19 protein-coding genes and 1 tRNA gene are annotated in these 17,275 nt (G+C 64.5%); 12 read left to right on the top strand and 8 right to left on the bottom strand.

Translation table 11 applies throughout. From position 1 onward, the window contains the following. Positions 1-112: 112 nt before the first annotated feature. The 9 genes from ACN2XU_RS10175 (at position 113) to ACN2XU_RS10215 (ending at position 7,062) form a co-directional block, all read left to right on the top strand. Entirely contained in the window at positions 113-868 is a 756-nt protein-coding gene (locus ACN2XU_RS10175) for an ABC transporter ATP-binding protein (RefSeq protein ID WP_419410395.1), read from the top strand. 110 nt (positions 869-978) lie between these two features. Then, the gene (locus tag ACN2XU_RS10180; protein WP_419410326.1) at positions 979-1,509 is read left to right on the top strand and encodes a hypothetical protein; all 531 of its coding nucleotides are present in this window, start codon (positions 979-981) and stop codon (positions 1,507-1,509) included. Between the two features lie 19 nt (positions 1,510-1,528). Then, a complete protein-coding gene (locus ACN2XU_RS10185; protein WP_419410327.1) occupies positions 1,529-2,482 on the top strand; it encodes a branched-chain amino acid ABC transporter permease in 954 nt (317 codons plus the stop codon). A gap of 102 nt (positions 2,483-2,584) precedes the next feature. Beyond that, positions 2,585-2,833: a hypothetical protein gene (locus ACN2XU_RS10190; RefSeq protein WP_419410328.1), complete on the top strand. Its 249-nt coding sequence runs from the start codon at positions 2,585-2,587 to the stop codon at positions 2,831-2,833. Further along, a complete protein-coding gene (locus ACN2XU_RS10195) occupies positions 2,826-3,095 on the top strand; it encodes a hypothetical protein (protein ID WP_419410329.1) in 270 nt (89 codons plus the stop codon). Before ACN2XU_RS10190 ends, ACN2XU_RS10195 begins: the two co-directional genes overlap by 8 nt. A gap of 88 nt (positions 3,096-3,183) precedes the next feature. Further along, positions 3,184-4,260 (top strand): branched-chain amino acid ABC transporter permease, encoded by a 1,077-nt coding sequence (locus ACN2XU_RS10200; RefSeq protein ID WP_419410330.1) that lies wholly within the window; start codon positions 3,184-3,186, stop codon positions 4,258-4,260. A gap of 107 nt (positions 4,261-4,367) precedes the next feature. Further along, the gene (locus ACN2XU_RS10205) at positions 4,368-5,660 is read left to right on the top strand and encodes an ABC transporter substrate-binding protein (RefSeq protein ID WP_419410331.1); all 1,293 of its coding nucleotides are present in this window, start codon (positions 4,368-4,370) and stop codon (positions 5,658-5,660) included. A 146-nt stretch (positions 5,661-5,806) separates the two neighbouring features. Further along, complete coding sequence (locus ACN2XU_RS10210) at positions 5,807-6,631, top strand: ABC transporter ATP-binding protein (protein WP_419410332.1); 825 nt, start codon at positions 5,807-5,809, stop codon at positions 6,629-6,631. Between the two features lie 44 nt (positions 6,632-6,675). Then, on the top strand, positions 6,676-7,062 hold the full coding sequence (locus ACN2XU_RS10215; protein WP_419410333.1) for a cupin domain-containing protein: 387 nt from the start codon (positions 6,676-6,678) through the stop codon (positions 7,060-7,062). Positions 7,063-7,120: 58 nt separating this feature from the next. Here the strand turns inward: ACN2XU_RS10215 and ACN2XU_RS10220 are convergent, their stop codons facing one another. Beyond that, a complete protein-coding gene (locus ACN2XU_RS10220) occupies positions 7,121-7,945 on the bottom strand; it encodes a hypothetical protein (protein WP_419410334.1) in 825 nt (274 codons plus the stop codon). A 104-nt stretch (positions 7,946-8,049) separates the two neighbouring features. Between ACN2XU_RS10220 and ACN2XU_RS10225 the strand changes: the two genes are divergently transcribed. Beyond that, on the top strand, positions 8,050-9,222 hold the full coding sequence (locus tag ACN2XU_RS10225) for a phenylacetate--CoA ligase family protein (RefSeq protein WP_419410335.1): 1,173 nt from the start codon (positions 8,050-8,052) through the stop codon (positions 9,220-9,222). 105 nt (positions 9,223-9,327) lie between these two features. Further along, complete coding sequence (locus ACN2XU_RS10230) at positions 9,328-11,004, top strand: peptidoglycan-binding protein (RefSeq protein ID WP_419410336.1); 1,677 nt, start codon at positions 9,328-9,330, stop codon at positions 11,002-11,004. 131 nt (positions 11,005-11,135) lie between these two features. Here ACN2XU_RS10230 and ykgO read toward each other — a convergent pair whose 3' ends face one another. After that, the gene (gene ykgO / locus ACN2XU_RS10235) at positions 11,136-11,261 is read right to left on the bottom strand and encodes a type B 50S ribosomal protein L36 (RefSeq protein WP_007792261.1); all 126 of its coding nucleotides are present in this window, start codon (positions 11,259-11,261) and stop codon (positions 11,136-11,138) included. A gap of 93 nt (positions 11,262-11,354) precedes the next feature. Then, positions 11,355-11,429: transfer RNA gene (locus ACN2XU_RS10240), tRNA-Val, on the bottom strand. 267 nt (positions 11,430-11,696) lie between these two features. Here ACN2XU_RS10240 and ACN2XU_RS10245 point away from each other — a divergent pair. Further along, entirely contained in the window at positions 11,697-12,557 is an 861-nt protein-coding gene (locus ACN2XU_RS10245; protein ID WP_419410337.1) for an N-formylglutamate amidohydrolase, read from the top strand. Positions 12,558-12,572: 15 nt separating this feature from the next. Here the strand turns inward: ACN2XU_RS10245 and lpxK are convergent, their stop codons facing one another. The 5 genes from lpxK to ACN2XU_RS10270 all read right to left on the bottom strand — a co-directional run bounded on the left by lpxK (position 12,573) and on the right by ACN2XU_RS10270 (position 17,256). Next, complete coding sequence (gene lpxK / locus ACN2XU_RS10250) at positions 12,573-13,580, bottom strand: tetraacyldisaccharide 4'-kinase (protein WP_419410338.1); 1,008 nt, start codon at positions 13,578-13,580, stop codon at positions 12,573-12,575. Continuing rightward, positions 13,580-14,794: a 3-deoxy-D-manno-octulosonic acid transferase gene (locus ACN2XU_RS10255; RefSeq protein ID WP_419410339.1), complete on the bottom strand. Its 1,215-nt coding sequence runs from the start codon at positions 14,792-14,794 to the stop codon at positions 13,580-13,582. Before ACN2XU_RS10255 ends, lpxK begins: the two co-directional genes overlap by 1 nt. 3 nt (positions 14,795-14,797) lie before the next feature. After that, on the bottom strand, positions 14,798-15,037 hold the full coding sequence (locus ACN2XU_RS10260) for a DUF4170 domain-containing protein (RefSeq protein WP_419410340.1): 240 nt from the start codon (positions 15,035-15,037) through the stop codon (positions 14,798-14,800). A gap of 112 nt (positions 15,038-15,149) precedes the next feature. Continuing rightward, entirely contained in the window at positions 15,150-15,923 is a 774-nt protein-coding gene (locus ACN2XU_RS10265; RefSeq protein ID WP_419410341.1) for a 3'(2'),5'-bisphosphate nucleotidase CysQ, read from the bottom strand. After that, the gene (locus ACN2XU_RS10270) at positions 15,910-17,256 is read right to left on the bottom strand and encodes a TldD/PmbA family protein (RefSeq protein ID WP_419410342.1); all 1,347 of its coding nucleotides are present in this window, start codon (positions 17,254-17,256) and stop codon (positions 15,910-15,912) included. Before ACN2XU_RS10270 ends, ACN2XU_RS10265 begins: the two co-directional genes overlap by 14 nt. Positions 17,257-17,275 lie beyond the last annotated feature (19 nt).

Below are 17,275 nucleotides of genomic sequence, written 5' to 3' on the forward strand. Positions count from 1 at the left end.
CTTTGGGCGACGGTGCGGTGAGTATTTGGAAAGAGAAGAAGACGGGGGCGGGCGCGTGAAGGACACTGAAGGATACGTCACGGCGGACGGGCGCCAGATCGGCGGCACTCTGATGGAGCTCAAGAACATCACACTGAAGTTCGGTGGGGTGACGGCGATCTCCGATATCTCCTTCGACATCCGTGAAGGGGAAATTCGGGCGATCATCGGACCCAATGGCGCGGGCAAGTCGTCGATGCTCAATATCATCAGCGGGTTTTATACACCGACGATCGGCGAGCTTTGGTACAAGGGGGCGAAACGCCCGCCTATGAAGCCGTTCGAAGTGGCGCGGATGGGCGTGGCGCGGACGTTCCAGAACATTGCCTTGTTTGAAGGAATGACGGTGTTGGACAACGTCATGACCGGGCGTCTGACGCATATGAAGGCTGGTATTGCGGCGCAGGCGCTGTGGTTCGGCAAGGCGCGCGACGAGGAAATCGCCAACCGCGAGAAGGTGGAGCGGGTGATCGACTTTCTGGAAATCCAGAGCATCCGCAAGACGCCGGTGGGGCGGTTGCCCTATGGTTTGAAGAAGCGGGTGGAACTGGCGCGGGCGTTGGCGGCGGAGCCATCTATCCTGCTGCTCGACGAGCCGATGGCGGGGATGAACGTCGAGGAGAAGGAGGACATGAGCCGCTTCATCCTTGATGTGAACGACGAATTCGGCACCACGATCTGCCTGATCGAGCATGACATGGGTGTGGTCATGGACCTCTCCGACCGCGTGGTTGTCATGGATTACGGCAAGAAGATCGGCGATGGCCCGCCCGAGGAGGTGCGCGCCAACCAGGATGTGATCGATGCCTACCTGGGGGTGGCGCATTGATGGGCTGGCACGGGACCCGACCGCGGCAGGCGCTTTGCCCTTCCCGCGCGCAGTCGATGCGCCGGGCACAGCCGCGTGCCGCGCATGTTCGCCTTTTTGCGACCTTTCTGTTGGCGACTTCGGTCGCTGGTTTTGCCGGTAACACTGGTGCCGCGCCGGCCGACGATTGGCGCGAGATGGTCGATGCCTGCGCCGCCTTTCTTGAGACGGGCGCGTTCACGGAGCCTGAAGACATGACGCTGACTGGAAGGCGCGACCTTGGCGAAGACCACTTGCTGTGCTTTGACAGCCTCGCTTTGGATGCGCGTCCCGTTCCTGGATGCAATGTCATCGAGGCAACGTTCGAGGGGCGCTCGTACGCGGGACTCGAGCTGCAATGGCGCGAAGACGCGGCCAGTCCGGACAGTTTCGAGAGGGCAAAGTGCTTTCCCAACAGCACGCGGATGGAATCCCGCAAAGGCATCCCCGATGCGCTGAGCTCCTGGTTCAAGGAGGCGGAGGCTTCCGGTCGGGTCGTGGCGGTAAAGGAACATGTATGGGACGGTTGCTCGCGAAGCGGACGGAAATGGCGTGTCGCGCATGCGCATGAATTTGGTCCGATACTGTGGTTTTCCAGCCTGAAATCCCCCTGCAACTCCTGAAAGGCACGTTGGAGAAGAAATGCTGAATGATATTTTCATCAATCCCTTCGTGGACATGTTCGCCGCGCCGGATTTCCTGTTGCAGGTACTCTGGGAAGGACTCGTCTCCGGCATCCTCTATGCGCTGATCGCGTTGGGATTCGTGCTGATTTTCCGCTCGTCGCGAATCTTCAACTTTGCGCAGGGCATCATGGTGGTCTTTGCCGCGCTGACGCTTGTCGGTCTGCACAGCTTCGGCGTGCCGGCGTGGATTTCCGTGGTGCTGACGCTGGGGGTGATGTTCCTCTTGGCGGTGTCGATCGAGCGGGTCGTTTTGCGCCCCTTGGTCGGGCAGCCGGACATCATCCTCTTCATGGCGACCATCGGCATCACGCTGTTCCTCATTGGTCTTGGCGAGATCATTTTCGGCGGTGAGAACAAGGTGATGATTACCGAGGAGCTGGGCATTCCGACCGGTTCGGTTGTCCTGGAACCCTGGGGCGGTTTGCTGATCCTTGAGCAGAAAGACATTACGGCCGTTGTCGTGGCGGCCCTGCTCGTGGTGGCGCTGCTGCTGTTCCTGAACAAGACGCGCATGGGCCGGGCGATCCGGGCGCTGGGCGACGATCATCAGGCGGCGCTGTCCGTAGGGATTTCGCTCCAGACGGTTTGGGTGCTGGTCTGGTTCATCGCGGGGATCATCGCGCTGGTCACGGGCATTGCCTGGGGCGCACGGGCCGGGGTGTCCTTTGCGCTGGAGGTGATTGCCTACAAGGCGCTGCCGGTGCTGATGCTCGGTGGGCTTGAGTCGATCACCGGTGCCATCATCGGCGGGCTGATGATCGGTATTCTGGAAAAACTGTTCGAGATTTACTGGGGGCAGCCGTTGCTTGGCGGCAATACCGAGACGTGGTTTGCCTTTGTCCTCGCGTTGATCGTGTTGCTCTTCCGTCCGCAGGGGCTGTTTGGCGAGCGTATCATCGAAAGGGTCTAGACGGTCCCCGTCGGAGCGAAGGCTTCGGCGGGGATCGGGAGACGGGGAGAACGGATTGGCGCTGACGGGAGATGGCGCCGGATTTTGGGAGGAGCGGGCGTCATGTCCAAGGTAATTGCGGTGTTGAATGTTGTGGCCTGGTCAGGGTTCTGGTGCTTTGGCTATCTCGCACTGACAACGGATCCTGACGCCTCCGGGCGGATGGTGATCGCGCTGTTGCTGGCGGTTGTCGGCGCCGGAGCCGGGCTTTGGGCCTGGTTCTGGATCGCGCGCTACAGCGAGGCGACGGGCTATGCCCCGAAGACCGGAAGCCGGACGCGGTTCGATCTCGATGAGGGGCTGGATGTCTGAGAAACCAAGACCGCACGGGGCCTTCGATATGGAGGAGCCGGGTGTGACCCCGGTGCCGGACGTGGCCGATCTGGCGCGCGGCGCCAATGGTCTGGGCGAGCCCTATGAGCCGGATGCGCTGGCGCGGGGGATTTTGGATGCGCAGTTCCATGCGGCGCAGGCGATGCTCACCGCATCCATGAGCCTGACGACAGGCTCGCTGCGGGCGATTGCGGCGTTCTGGGGCGCCGGGTCGCCGCGGGACAGGAAAGACGACGGTTAGGCCCCGCGCAGGCAGGTCAGCCCGAGGGAGGAACGGGATGTAGGGCGGGGCTTTGCCCCGCACCCCGGCGAGAGGAAAGAGACGGAACATGCTGTATCGCACCGCAGGACAATTCAAGACGAGTTATGAGTCGGATCAGGCGTTATTCCCGATCAAGCAAGATGCCTTTTTACTTGCGGTGATCCTGCTTCTGGTCGCGGTGATCTTTCCGCTGACCGCCAGCGAGTTCACCTTTCAGACGCTGCTGATCCCGATCCTGATCTATTCGCTGGCGGCGCTGGGGCTGAACATCCTGACCGGGTTTGCCGGTCAGCTGTCCCTCGGGACGGCGGCCTTCATGGGTGTCGGCGCCTATGCCTGCTACAAGATGATCACGTTGATGCCGTGGATGAACCCGGTGGTCGCGATCCTGCTCTCTGGCGTCTTCAGCGCCGGGATCGGGGTGGCTTTTGGCATACCCTCGCTTCGGATCAAGGGGTTCTACCTCGCCATTGCCACGCTCGCCGCGCAGTTCTTTCTTGTCTGGCTTTTCGAGAAATGGTCCTGGCTTTATAACGACAATGCCTCCGGTGCGATCCAGGTGCCGAACATGGAGATGTTCGGGGTCTATGTGGCCGGTCCGCAGGCCAATTCGCTGGTGCAGTACTACGTGGTGCTGTTCATTGTCGCGCTCCTGACCTGGGTGTGCATCAACCTCACGCGCGGCAATCTGGGCCGGACGTGGAAGGCGACGCGGGACATGGACATCGCGGCAGAGCTGATCGGCATCAACCTGATGAAGTCCAAGCTCACGGCCTTTGCCGTCTCGTCCTATATCGTGGGGGTTTCAGGGGCCCTGTTCGTCTTCATGTGGCGCGGCGCTGCAGAGCCGAACCTGTTCGATATTCCGCTCTCGTTCCGCATCCTGTTCATTGCAATCATCGGCGGCCTTGGCTCGATCATGGGCAATTACCTTGGAGCGATCCTGATCGTGGGTTTGCCGGTGGTACTGAACCTGTTGCCGAATGCGCTTGGGATTCCGATCAGTTCGGCCACGGTCGAGCATTTGAACATCATGATCGTCGGCAGCCTGATCGTGTTTTTCCTGATCGTGGAGCCGCATGGCCTGGCGCAGCTCTGGCGATTGATCCGGGAAAAGCTGATCATCTGGCCGTTCCCCCATTGAAGGGTGCGGGGCAGAGCCCCGCCCTACGACATCGGTGTGCCCCGGGAGGAGCGGGGCCCGCAGAGACAAGCAGACGTGACACAATACATTCTCAGGGAGGAGATACCATGAAACACTTCACCAAGCTGGCGATTGCCGCCGCCGTGGCGGGCATGACCGCGGGCGCGGCCATGGCGCAGGAGCTGTATACGCCGAATCTTGCCTATCGCACCGGGCCATTTGCGGCCACGGGCATTCCGCTGATGAACGGTCAGGCCGACTACCTGGCCATGCTGAACGCGCGCGACGGCGGCATCGGCGGGGTTCCGATCAATGCCGAGGAATGCGAAACCGGGTATTCCACCGAAAAAGGCGTGGAATGCTATGAAAAGGTCAAGAGCACCGCGATCGTGACGCAACCCTGGTCCACCGGCATTACGCTACAGGTTCTGCCCAAGACCAACGTCGACGAGATCCCGATCCTTGCGCCCGGCTACGGCTTTTCGCCGATGATGGACGGCAAGACCTTCCAGTGGGCCTACAACACGCCTGCCGGCTATTGGGACGCTGCGGACATGATCATCCAGTACCTCGAAGGTCAGGGCAGCCTTGAGGGCAAGAAGATCGCCTTCCTGCACCTGGACCATCCGTTCGGCAAGGAGCCGCTGCCTATTCTGGAGATGCACTCGGCAGACAAGGGGTTCGAGCTGGTGCCGATCCCTGTTGGTCTGAAAGAAATGCAGAACCAGTCTGCCCAGTGGCTGCAGGTCCGCCGCGAGCGTCCCGATTACGTGGTCATGTGGGGCTGGGGTGCGATGAACGCCGGAGCCATTACCGAAGCGGTCAAGACCAAGTTCCCGATGGAGAACATGGTGGGTGTCTGGTGGTCCGGGCATGACGCCGACCTCGCCATCGTCGGCGACAAGGGCAAGGGCTACAAGTCGATCAGCTGGTCCTTCCCGAACATGGATGCGCCGGTCATGGCGGACATCAAGAAGTACGTCGTTGATGCGGGCAATTCGAAGTCCAACGAGACCGAGATGCAGGGCGTCTTCTACGGGCGCGGCATCGTGATCTCGGCGATCCTCGCCGAGGGGATCCACGCGGCCCAGGAGGAATTCGGCACGGCGCAGATCGACGCCAAGCAACTGCGCTGGGGTCTTGAAAACATCGATATGACCGAAGAGCGGATTGCCGAACTGGGCCTCGACGGCATGGTGCCGCCGTTCAAGACCTCCTGTTCCGACCATACCGGCCGCTCCGGTGGCTGGATGCTCGAATGGGACGGCGAGAAGTTCGTCAAGGTTTCCGATCACCTGATGCCGAATGTCGATGGCTACAAGGCGCTTGTCGCCGAGAAGGCCGCCGAATATGCCGAGGCCAATGCGCCCTGGTCGGTGAACGAAGCCTGCGACGGCTGATCGTGGTACGGCCACCGGCGGCGGCTGTTGTCGCCGGTGGCAGTCAGGCAGTGTCCGGGCGGAATGGCTTCGGGCAGCCGGTGAAATTTGGATATTTTGACAGAGAAGAAGCAGGGGCGATGTGCTCCTGAACCGAGGGAAGCGCCATGCTGGATGCCGGAAAGACCGATCAGAGCCTTCTGGAGGTCAATAATATCGAGGTGATCTACAATCACGTGATCCTCGTTCTGAAGGGCGTGTCGCTGAGCGTGAAGCAGGGAGGGATCACCGCTTTGCTTGGCGGCAATGGCGCGGGCAAGACCACGACGTTGAAGGCGATTTCCAACCTGCTGCACTCAGAGCGGGGCGAGGTGACAAAGGGCAGCATCCTTTACAAGGGCGAGCGGGTTCAGGATCTCGATCCCGCCGCACTGGTCAAAAAAGGTGTCATTCAGGTCATGGAGGGGCGGCATTGTTTTGAGCATCTGACCGTCGAGGAGAATCTGATGACCGGGGCCTATACCCGGCGCGATGGCAAGGGCGCTGTCGAGGCGGACCTGCAAATGGTTTACGACTACTTCCCGCGTCTCAAGGAGCGGCGGAAGAGTCAGGCGGGGTATACCTCGGGCGGCGAACAGCAGATGACGGCGGTGGGCCGGGCGCTGATGAGCCGTCCGGAGATGATCCTGCTCGATGAGCCGTCGATGGGGCTTGCACCGCAGTTGGTCGAGCAGATTTTCGAGATCGTGAAGTCGATCAATGAGAAGGAAGGCGTGTCCTTTCTGCTGGCGGAACAGAACACCAACGTTGCGCTTAAATACGCGCATATGGGCTATATTCTGGAGAATGGCCGGGTGGTTATGGATGGCCCGGCGGCGGAGCTGCGCGAGAATCCGGATGTGAAGGAATTCTACCTCGGGGTGTCGGACGAGGGCCGCAAGTCGTTTCGCGATGTCCGATCCTATCGTCGTCGCAAGCGGTGGTTGGCGTAATCGGGGCGCGTGCCCATGACTGAACCGGTACAGGAGATTTGCCGATGATGAAGGCCGTATTGATTTGCGCGTTGGCCGCCATGGCGGCACCGGCCGTGGCGCAGGATGCCCTGGTGACGCGCGAGATCCTGCAGGAAAAGCCGCTGAGCGGGGTCGATGGCATGGTGGTGATCCTGTCGCGGTTGGTGATCGAGCCGGGTGGGCGCATTCCGCTGCACACGCATGCGGGCGACGAACACGCGATGGTGCTGCATGGCGGTCAGGTGTTGTTGCCCAATGGCAAGGAGGCGGCTTTTGCGGAGGGCATGACGCTGTTTTTCGAGGCGGGCAGTGTGCATGGCGGCGTGACCAACAAGAGCGCCGCGCCCATGACGCTATTGACCACGCATGTCGTGAAGGCGGGCGAGCCGTTCCAGACGCTTGCGGACTAGGCCGCGCGGACCGTCGAAAGGTGAGCCGATGACGATACCCTGCATGGACGCCGAGGCGTCAGGCCACGCGCTCGCGGCGCATTTCGTCGATCCGGGCCAACGCCTCTTGCCGCGTGTTACGGATATTGGGACGGAAATCCTGCGCAGTCGCGCGACGGCGGATTTCTTCCTCCGTTTCCGATCCGGGGGCGTAGCGCACGGTGCCGAGCGAATGGGCGAGATTGAGCGTCTTGCCGCGAAAGGCGTGCTGGACCCAGGCAGCAGGCTCGATGCGGCAGCCGTCGTAATTGATGAGGAAGAACCACTTGGCCTGACCGGTGTCGGCGATGCGCTCATCGATGTGGTCATGGAAATCGCCGACGTCGCGCGCGTGGAAGAAGGTGAAATGCGAGAAGTCGATCTTCAGGATCTGCCCCTCCGGGTCGAAGCTGACGCGGCGGACGAAATCACTGGTCGCGTAGTTGGGATCGTGCAGAACACCGCTCTTGCGGCGCTTGGAGGGCAGGGCGGCGAGGCGGGCGCGGGCGTCGTCTCGATCGGTGAAGAGATTGGGATCGAAGCGCTCGGTCTGGGAGTCGCGCCGGATCTGCGCGGCGGTCTCTGGCGAGGCGTCAAAGCGGACCGTGCCCATGGAATGCGCCATGTTGAGCGCGCGGCCACGGCGGGCGTAGTCGATCCAGGCGGAGCTGTCGATGCGCAGCCCGTGCAGGTTGATGAGGAAGAACCAAAGGTCCTCGCTGCTCTGGGCGATGCGGGTTTCGATGTGGTCATAGAGCCGGTTCACCATGGGGCTGTCTTCCAGGTCCAGTCCCGAGAGATCGACCTCCATGGTCTGGCAGGCCTCGTCGAAACGAATACGCGACTCGAATCCCGGTTTTGTCATGGTGGGGCCTCCGTTCCTCCGTGGATGCCACAACTTATAGGGGCAGAGCCGCCCCGACCTTGTTTCAGATCAAAGCGCCCGCGCTCGGGCGGATGGAGACGGCGATGACCAGCTATTTCGACGACTTGGAAACCCGTTCGCAGGATGCCCGCGAGGCGGCGCATCTGGAGGGGCTGAACGCACAATTGGCGAAATACGGGATTGATCCGGTCGAAACGCTTGGCGATCTGAAGGCTTTGCCGGTGTTGCGCAAATCCGAACTGTCCCGACGACAGGCGGAAAACCCGCCTTTTGGCGGGCTGCCGGTGTCGAATATTGCTCATGTCTTCCAATCACCGGGGCCCATCTACGAGCCGGGTGGCGCGAGCCATGATTGGTGGCGCATGGGGCGCTTTCTCAATGCCTGCGGCGTCGGGCCGGGGGACGTTGTGCAGAACTGTTTCGGCTACCACCTCACGCCCGCCGGGATGATTTTCGAAAATGGCGCGCGGGCGGTGGGCGCGACGGTGTTGCCCGCCGGAACCGGGCAGACGGAGTTGCAGGTGCAGGCGGCCAGAGACCTTGGCGTCACGGCCTATGCGGGCACGCCCGATTACCTGAAGATCATACTGGAGAAGGCCGACGCGCTGGATATTCGCCTTGGCATCACGCGGGCGGCGGTCGGGGGCGGGGCGCTTTTTCCCTCGCTTCGAGCCTACTACGCGGAGCGCGGCATCAGCTGTCTTCAGTGCTATGCCACCGCCGATCTGGGCAATATCGCCTACGAGAGTCCGGCGCAGGAGGGCATGATCCTCGATGAGCATGTGATCGTGGAGATCTGCACCCCGGGTACGGGCGATCCTGTGGCCGAGGGTGAGGTTGGCGAGGTGGTCGTCACGTCGCTTAATCCCGATTATCCGCTGATCCGCTTTGGCACCGGCGATCTGAGCGCGGTAATGGCGGGAACAAGCCCCTGCGGGCGCACCAACCGGCGGATCAAAGGCTGGATGGGGCGTGCGGATCAGACAACGAAGATCAAGGGCATGTTCGTCCGCCCCGAGCAGGTGGCGCAGCTTGTGGCACGGCACGACGAGATCGCGCGCGCCCGCGTCGTGGCCAGCCGCGAGGGCGAGATGGACGTGATGACCGTGCGGATCGAGACGGGCGCGGGCGACGCGGCGTCTTTCGAGGCCAGCGTGGCGGAGGTGCTCAAGCTCAAGGGCAGGGTCGAGATTGTCCCGATGGGCGGCCTGCCGCGTGACGGGCTGGTGATCGAGGACACGCGGAGCTACGACTGAGCCGGAGATCGCGCGCCCTGACCCGTGATATTGGATAACAGCGGGGTACGGGGCTACCTTTGAGCCAACGGGTGCAGTGCGCCCATTGGTTATGGAGGATGACATATGCGGATCGCGACACTGGCTCTGGCGGCGGTGATCATGGGCGCGGGGGCCGCGCAGGCGGCGGGTGATGCGCTGATCATCGGCAATTCACGCTATGGTGCGGTGCAGAGCTTTTTCGGGGCAGAGCGGGTGCAGGCGGCCGGAGACAGGTTGCGCGGCGCGGGCATCGCGGTGACTGAGGTCAGCGATGCCGACCCGCGTGGGATGGAGCGCGCCTTTGCCGACTTTGTCGAGGGGATCGAGGATGGCTATGCGCCGTTGATCGTGATCCTCGCCGGGGCATTCCAGCATGGGCCGAGCGGGGCCTATCTGTTGCCGGTGCAGGGCGACACGGTGCCGGGCGCGGCCCAGGTTTTGACACAGGCCTTTCCGATTGACGCCGCGCTCGATGTGCTGGCGCAGCGGCCGGGACGCTCCTTCCTGATCCTGGGCGAGACGTCCGGCGATGTGCCGGTGGGGCCGTATCTGCAGAGCGGCATCGGGCCGCTGTCGGCGCCGCAGGGGGTGACCGTGATCCGCGGCCTGGCGCCGGATGTGGCCGCTTATGCGGCGCGGGATCTGACGCGTCCGGATGTACGGCTGGCGGATGTGGCGGCGCGCTACGAGCTTGCGGTGGAGGGCTTTACCCCGCCGTGGCAGGTGGTGCTGCGCGAACAGGATATCGACCGCACGGTGGCGGAGACGCCGGTGGCGGCCGAATCCGATTCGCGGGCGCAGCAGGCGGATGACACGGCATGGCGGCTGGCTCAGCAGGCGGACAGCGCGGAGGGCTATCGCACCTATCTTGACGGGTTTTCGGACGGGCGTCATGCGGCGGCGGCGCGGCAACGGCTGAGTGCGATCGAGGCCGAGCCGGCTTACGTGGAGCGGCGGCGCGAAGAGGCGCTGAACCTGAGCCGGGATGCGCGGCGCGAGATTCAGCGGGACCTGTCGATCCTTGGCTATAACACGCGCGGAATCGACGGGATCTTCGGTCCCGGCACACGGGGGGCTGTGAAGGCGTGGCAGACGGCAACAGGGCGTAACGCCTCCGGTTATCTTGATACGCCGCAGATCCGGGCGATAGACGAGGCGTCGCGGGCGCGGGCAGCCGAGCTTGAGGCCGAGGCCGAGCGCCGCAAAGCGGAGCTGGAGCGCGAGGACAACCGGCTTTGGGCGCAGGTGCGCGGCAGCGGCGACGAGCAGAGCCTGCGGCGGTATCTGGAGCGGTTCCCGGATGGCCTTCACGCCACGCAGGCGCGCGAATCCCTTTCCCGGCTCGAAGAGCAACGTGCCGGGAACGCCGCACTACAGGACAGGCGGGCCTGGGACCGGGCGCGGGACGCGGGCACGGAGCAGGCTTATCGCGCCTATCTGAGCGAGCAGCCAGACGGAGCCTTCGTCGGTCAGGCCGAGGCGCAAATCGCGGCCCTTCGTCGTGCGGAGCAGGATGCCCGTGACGACGCGCGGGCCCAGGCCGAAGAAAAGGCGCTTGGGCTGAACCCGGTGGCCACACGGCTGGCGGAAGCGCGGCTGGCGCAGCTTGGGCTCAGTCCCGGCGCGGTCGATGGGACCTTCGATCAGAACACCCGCCGTGCGCTTCGAGAATTCCAGCGGACGCGGGGCCTGCCGGTGTCGGGCTACCTGGATGAGCAAACCGTGGTACGGCTTCTGGCGGACGGGATATTGGGGCGGTAGTGCCACCGGAGGGCTGCGCGCGCCGGGTGCGCGGCCCCTTGCCGGCCCCGGAGCCCGGAGGCCTGTCCGATCCAATGAAAAAGGCCATCCCGGAGGGATGGCCTTGAAACGTCTCGCTGCTGTGCGTCAGCTCAGCCCTGACGGGCTTTGAACCGGCGCTGCGTCTTGTTGATTACGTAGACGCGGCCCTTACGGCGCACAACGCGGCAATCGCGATGGCGCTTCTTGAGCGAGCGGAGTGAGTTTGCGACCTTCATGGTGGTCTCTCCTCTGTTCGTCGCGGCGCGCGAGCGCCATGCGGTTTGTTTGCCTTGCCTTCGGACCTGACGATCCGGAGACGATGAATTCCATGGTGGGCGATACTGGGATCGAACCAGTGACCCCTTCGATGTCAACGAAGTGCTCTACCGCTGAGCTAATCACCCATATTATGGCCTGCGTTGCCTTTATTGCCCCGTTTCGTGGGTTTCCCCAAAAAATGGGGCGCGGAAGACCGCGCCGGTGGAGCGCTCTATAAAAGGAGTCGGAGGGGGGATCAAGCGGTTTTACTCAGAGTTTTTGTGACCATGCAAAATTTGCGTTTGATTTGACGTCGAGGGCGTGGCTTGATGGTTCCACGTGACCGGGATTTCCGCGCCAAACCGCTTCGTTCGCACGGAAAACTGCTGTATATGTGGATCGAGGGGACCCGGATGCCAAAGCTTGCCTATTCTTTGAATGTACCGGATGTGCGGACCTCCGCCGTGGTTTTCGCCTCTCCGCACTCGGGGCGGGATTATCCGTGGACTTTCCTGCGCAGTACGGTCTTGGACGATCATACGATCCGCTCGTCCGAGGATGCGTTTGTCGATCGTCTGTTCGACTGTGCACCGCAATTCGGAGCGCCGCTGCTGCGCGCCGGCGCGCCGCGGGCCTATGTCGATCTCAACCGATCGCTCGATGAGCTTGATCCTGCATTGATCGAAGGGGTGCGGCGCAGCGGGCATAACCCGCGCGTGGCCAGCGGTCTCGGCGTGGTGCCGCGCGTGGTGGCCGGGGGGCGCGCAATTTATCGCGGCAAACTGCCGAAGGCAGAGGCGGAGCACCGGCTTGCACGCATCTGGAAACCCTATCATGCGCGTTTGCAACGGCTTCTCGACGAGGCGCATATGGAGTTCGGCGAGGCCATCTTGATCGATTGCCATTCCATGCCGCGTGAAGCGCTGGACAGCACGGTGCGCGCGGGCGCGCCGCGACCGGAGATCGTCATAGGCGACCGGTTCGGGGCTTCGGCGCATGGCGAAATCGTCGAGCGGGTGGAGGCGGCCTTTGCCGCCGCCGGTCTGCGGGTGGCCCGCAATGCGCCCTTCGCGGGTGCCTTCACGACGCAGCATTACGGCCGCCCATCGAAAGGCCAGCACGCGGTGCAGATCGAGATCGACCGCGCGATTTACATGGATGAGGCCACGATCCGGCCGAATCGTGATTTCCACGCGTTTCGCACTCTGCTTCGCAGCGTGGTGGCGGAAATCGCGGCCATCGGGCATCGCGATCAACAGATGGCGGCGGAGTGAACCGGGGCTGAGCCGTTAGGCTTCGGCGGATTTGTTCAAGACCCTGTCCAGCGCGGCATCCAGGGCGCCGGGATCGCCGATTTCGAGCCGGACCGGCAGGGTGAGAACCTTCATGCGAAAGTCGGGGGGCAGGCGCACAGCGTCTTTCTCCGTGGTGACAAGCTGCGCGCCAAGCTGCGCGGCATCGCTTTCCAGCCGGGTCATCAGGGCTGTGGTCAGGGGCTGATGATCATCCAGCGCCTCGAACCGTTTTAAATCGGCGCCAAGGGCGCGCAGCGTGGCAAAGAACTTCTCCGGATGGCCGATCCCGGCAAAGGCCAGCACGGGTAGGCCGTCCCAGTCCATGCCGGTCTGCAGCGGCGCCAGATGGCCGGTAACATGCGGCAGCGTGATCCGGTCCCCCCAGATCTTGGCAAACCGCGCTTGCGCCGCGTCCGGCCCGATCGACAGCAACAGGTCGGCGCGCGCCAGACCGGCGGCGACCGATTCACGCAGCGGGCCAGCGGGCAGGCAACGGCCATTGCCGAAGCCTGCGACCGCATCAACCACGACGATCGAAAGCGCCTTGGGCAGGGTGGGGTTCTGAAAACCGTCGTCCATGATCAGCACCCCGGCGCCTGCGGCCTCTGCGGCGCGCGCGGCGGCGGCGCGGTCCTTGCCGATCCATGTCGGGGTGAAGGCGGCGATAAGCAGAGGTTCGTCCCCGACGTCCCCGGCGGTGTGGGTCTTTGGATCGACCTGCACCGGCCCCTTGAGCTGCCCGCCGTAGCCGCGCGAGATCACATGCGGGGTCTGGCCGCGCGCCATCAGGCGCATCAGTAGGGCAATGACGGTCGGTGTCTTGCCGGTGCCGCCCGCGTTGATGTTGCCGACGCAGATCACCGGGATTTTCGGGCTGTAGGCAGGGGGCTGTGCCACGCGCCGCGCGGTGGCGCGGGCGGTCAGGACAGCCAGCGGCGCGGCGAGGCGGGCACGCAGGTCGGGCGTGTCGGGCGGGGTGAACCAGAAACGGGGCGGGCGCATCAGCGGGTGTCCTCGCGGTCGAGATGGGTGAAGATCGCGGCGATCACCGTGTCGATCAGCTCCGCGCCAGAGGAAACCACGTCCCACCCCGCATGCGCCATGGCCGCCGCCTGATCCGGGGCGACGAGGTGCGAGACCGCGGTGGCCAGCGAATCCGCGTCACGCACGATCCGCGCGGCCCCGGCATCGACCAGCTTCGAATAGCTCGACAGGTGCCGCGAGACGTTGGGGCCATAGAGAATGGCCGTGCCAAGGGCGGCGGCCTCGAAGGGGTCGGTGCCGCCGTATCCTGACGTCATGGAGCCGCCAAGGAAGGCCAGCGGCGCGGCGCGATACCACAGGCCCAGCTCCTCCGGTCCTTCGGCGAGCATGACCATGGTGTTGTCATCGGGCGTCTCGCCCGCATCCCAATTGCAGCAGCGCAGTTGTTCGGCGGCGACGATCCGGTTGATGGCGTCGAAATCGCTGTCGGAGGCGGGAACAAGGATGAGCAACAGGCGATGCGCCAGTCGCACGGCCCGGCGGTGGGCCCGCAGAACGTCGGTGGCCTCGTCCGGCCTGATCCGAGCAGCCAGCCAGACGGGGCGCCCGGCAAGGGCAGCGGCAAGCTCTTCATGCTGGCCTTCGTCACATTCGAGCGGGGTGCCGGTGTCGACAAAGGCCCCCGCGTGCCTGATTACGTCGCTGCGCACGCCCATGCGCCGCAGTTGCCGTCCGGCGGCCACGCTGGGCGCGTGAATGCGGTGGAAGAGCGCCATGGTCGCTCCGGTGGGGTCCGGCAGCCAACGCGGGACAGGGCAGTGCCAGTGCCCCGCTGCTGGGGGCAGGGCGATCATCTGCGCGCCACTGCCGCGCATCGCCTGCAACAGCGCCGGACGCAGCATACCGGCGGCCCAGAGACAGACATCAGGGCGCAGCCGCGCGGCGAAGGCGTCGCAATCGGAGCTGCGTTCGGGGGGCAGCGGCAGGGTGGTCATGCCCGGCGGCGCCGGGTCTGTCCCAGAGAGCACAACCTGCACCTCGGGGCGCTGCTGCTGGATGCGGCTGCACAGATTGACAAGGGCGCGGGCCTGATCGCCCGGCTCCGCATGGGCCCAGATCACCGGGCCGGAGGCCGGCCGTGTCCAGGTCTGCCCGGAGGCCGGACCACCAAAGGCGATGCCCCCGCGCGCATAGGCCAGATAAGCCTGCAGGCTCAATGTGCGCGAGGCCAAGGCTCAGCCCAGTTCTTCGGTCGAAGAGACTTCCTGCTCTTCATCGCGCAGGCGATGCAGGTGGGCGATGTAATACCGCATATGGGCATTGTCGACGGTGCGCTGAGCCGCCGCCTTCCATGCGTTGTAGGCGGTTTCGTAATTGGGGAAGATACCGACGATATCGAGCGCGTCGACATCGCGGAACACGGATTTCGACGGGTCGACCAGCTCGCCGCCAAAAACAAGGTGAAGTCTTTGCATTTGGGCTCCTTTTTCGTGCCGTGTATGCGTGGCCCGAGACTAGCGGGTTTGCGCCGGGCCTTGAACCGCTTTTCGCCTGCCGTGTGTTACGGGGCGGTGAACGCGGCGCTTTTCAAAGCAACTGATCGAGCAGCAGAGCGTGCAGCGCCGGGTTGGCCGCCAGAACGCCGTTGGTCTGTGGGTGCGGATTGTTGAAGCGCAGCGGCGCGCCCTTGCGGTCCGTGGCGCGCGCGCCCGCTTCGGTCAGAATCAGGGCCCCCGCAGCGATGTCCCATTCCCACGATGGGCGGAAGGTGAACATGGCGTCATAGCGCCCCTCGGCAACAAGGCTGAGCCGGTAGGCCAGCGAGGGCCGGTGGCTGCGCTTCATCTCGGGCACGCCGCGCCGCCAATGATGCGCGTCAAAGCTTGGCCGTGTGGCGAGAACCTTTGCCTGCGGGAGTGTTGCGGTTCGGCTGGTGGCGATCGGGCTGCCGTTGAGACGGGCGCCATGGCCGAGGCTGGCGCTGTAAAGCCTGTCGCGTGCGGGCAGGTAGACAACAGCGGCGGTCACCTCTCCCCCGCGCACTACCGCCAGCGCATGGGCCCAGGTGTCCGAGCCTTCGATAAAGCTGCGGGTGCCGTCGATAGGGTCGACGATGAAGACAGTCTCTGTGTCTTGCCGCGCGGCGCTGTCGTCGCTTTCCTCGGAGAGCCAGCCATAGTCCGGCCGGGCCCGGCGCAGCCGGTCTTCAAGCAGGGCGTTGACCGCGAGGTCGGCCTTGGTCACCGGGCCGGCGCCATCGTCCTTTTCGCGGATTTGCAGATCGCCGCCCACATGCGACAGGGCTTCCTTGCCCGCCGCCCTCGCAACGTCGATCAGCAGGGAGAGATCACTCCCCGGCAAGGGTGAGCCCTTCGACCAGCAGCGAGGGCACCACGCGGCTCAGGTGGAGGCGGGCGTCATTTGCGGGGACAATGCTGGGCAGCATGTCGCGCAGGTTGCCGGCGACGGTGACGCCGGACACCGGTCCGGTGATTTCGCCGTTTTCGACCCAGAGCCCGGCGGCCCCGCGCGAATAATCGCCCGTGTTGCCGTTGATCGTGGCGCCGATCATCGAGGTGACGATGAGGCCGGTGCCCATCGCGCGGATCAGATCATCGCGGCTGTGGCTGCCCTGGGTCAGGGCAAGGTTCCATGGCGTGGGCGAGGGGCCGGACCCGGCGCTGCGGGCGGCGTTGCCAGTGGGATCGAGGCCCAGCTTGCGGGCATTGGCCAGATCGAGTGTCCAGTTTTTCAGCACGCCGTGCTCGATGATCGCGCGCTTGCGTGTCGGCAGACCCTCAGCGTCGAAAGGCCGCGAGCCGGACGCGCGGGGGCGATGGGGATCTTCGATCAGCGACAGCCCTTCGGGCAGGATCTGCTCGCCCATGGCGTTCATCAGCCAGCTGGCCCCGCGCGCCACGGCGGCACCATTGGCCGCCGCCATCAGGTGGCCGATCAGAGAGGCGGCGATGCGCTCGTCGAAGAGCACGGGATAGGCGCCGGTCTTCGGCTTGCCGGGGTTCAGGCGCGCGAGGGTGCGCTCGGCGGCGCTGTGGCCGATCTCCTCGGGGCTGCGCAAATCGGCCTGAAAAGTTCGGCTGTCGCCGTCATAATCGCGTTCCATGCCAAGGCCGGTTCCGGCGATGGCGACGCAGGAGGTGCTGCGCGAGGTTCGGCGATACCCCCCCTCGAACCCGTTGGAGGCGGCGAGCCAGACATCGCGGGCGCTGTAGGCGGCGGAGGCCGATTGCACCTGCGTTATGCCCTCATGGCCGAGCGCGGCGGCCTCCGCGCGGCGGGCGTCGTCCTCAAGCGTGGCGGGGGCGGGCTCGGCTGTCTCATCGCTGAGTTCAAGCGCCGCGAGATCCCAGTCGGCGGCGAGCTGATCCGGATCGGCAAGCCCGGCACAGGGATCCTCGGGGGCTTCCCTGGCCATGGCAACGGCGCGGGCGGCCATGGTTTCGATGGTGTGGTCCGAGGTGTCGGAGGCCGAGACGATGGCGCTGCGCTTGCCAACAAAGACCCGCAGGCCGATGTCGCTGCCTTCGGCGCGCTCGGCTTGTTCGAGCAGTCCGGCGCGCACGTCGATGGAGACGGCGGTTCCGGCAAGGGCGATGGCGTCGGCGCTGTCGGCCCCGGCGGCTTTCGCGGCGCTCAGAAGCGATTGGGTCAGGTCCTGCGGCGATTTAGGCATGGGCGCTCCGGCGGTCACT

Origin of the sequence: Pacificoceanicola niger (assembly GCF_048553275.1) — a bacterium.
Taxonomy (GTDB): domain Bacteria; phylum Pseudomonadota; class Alphaproteobacteria; order Rhodobacterales; family Rhodobacteraceae; genus Pacificoceanicola.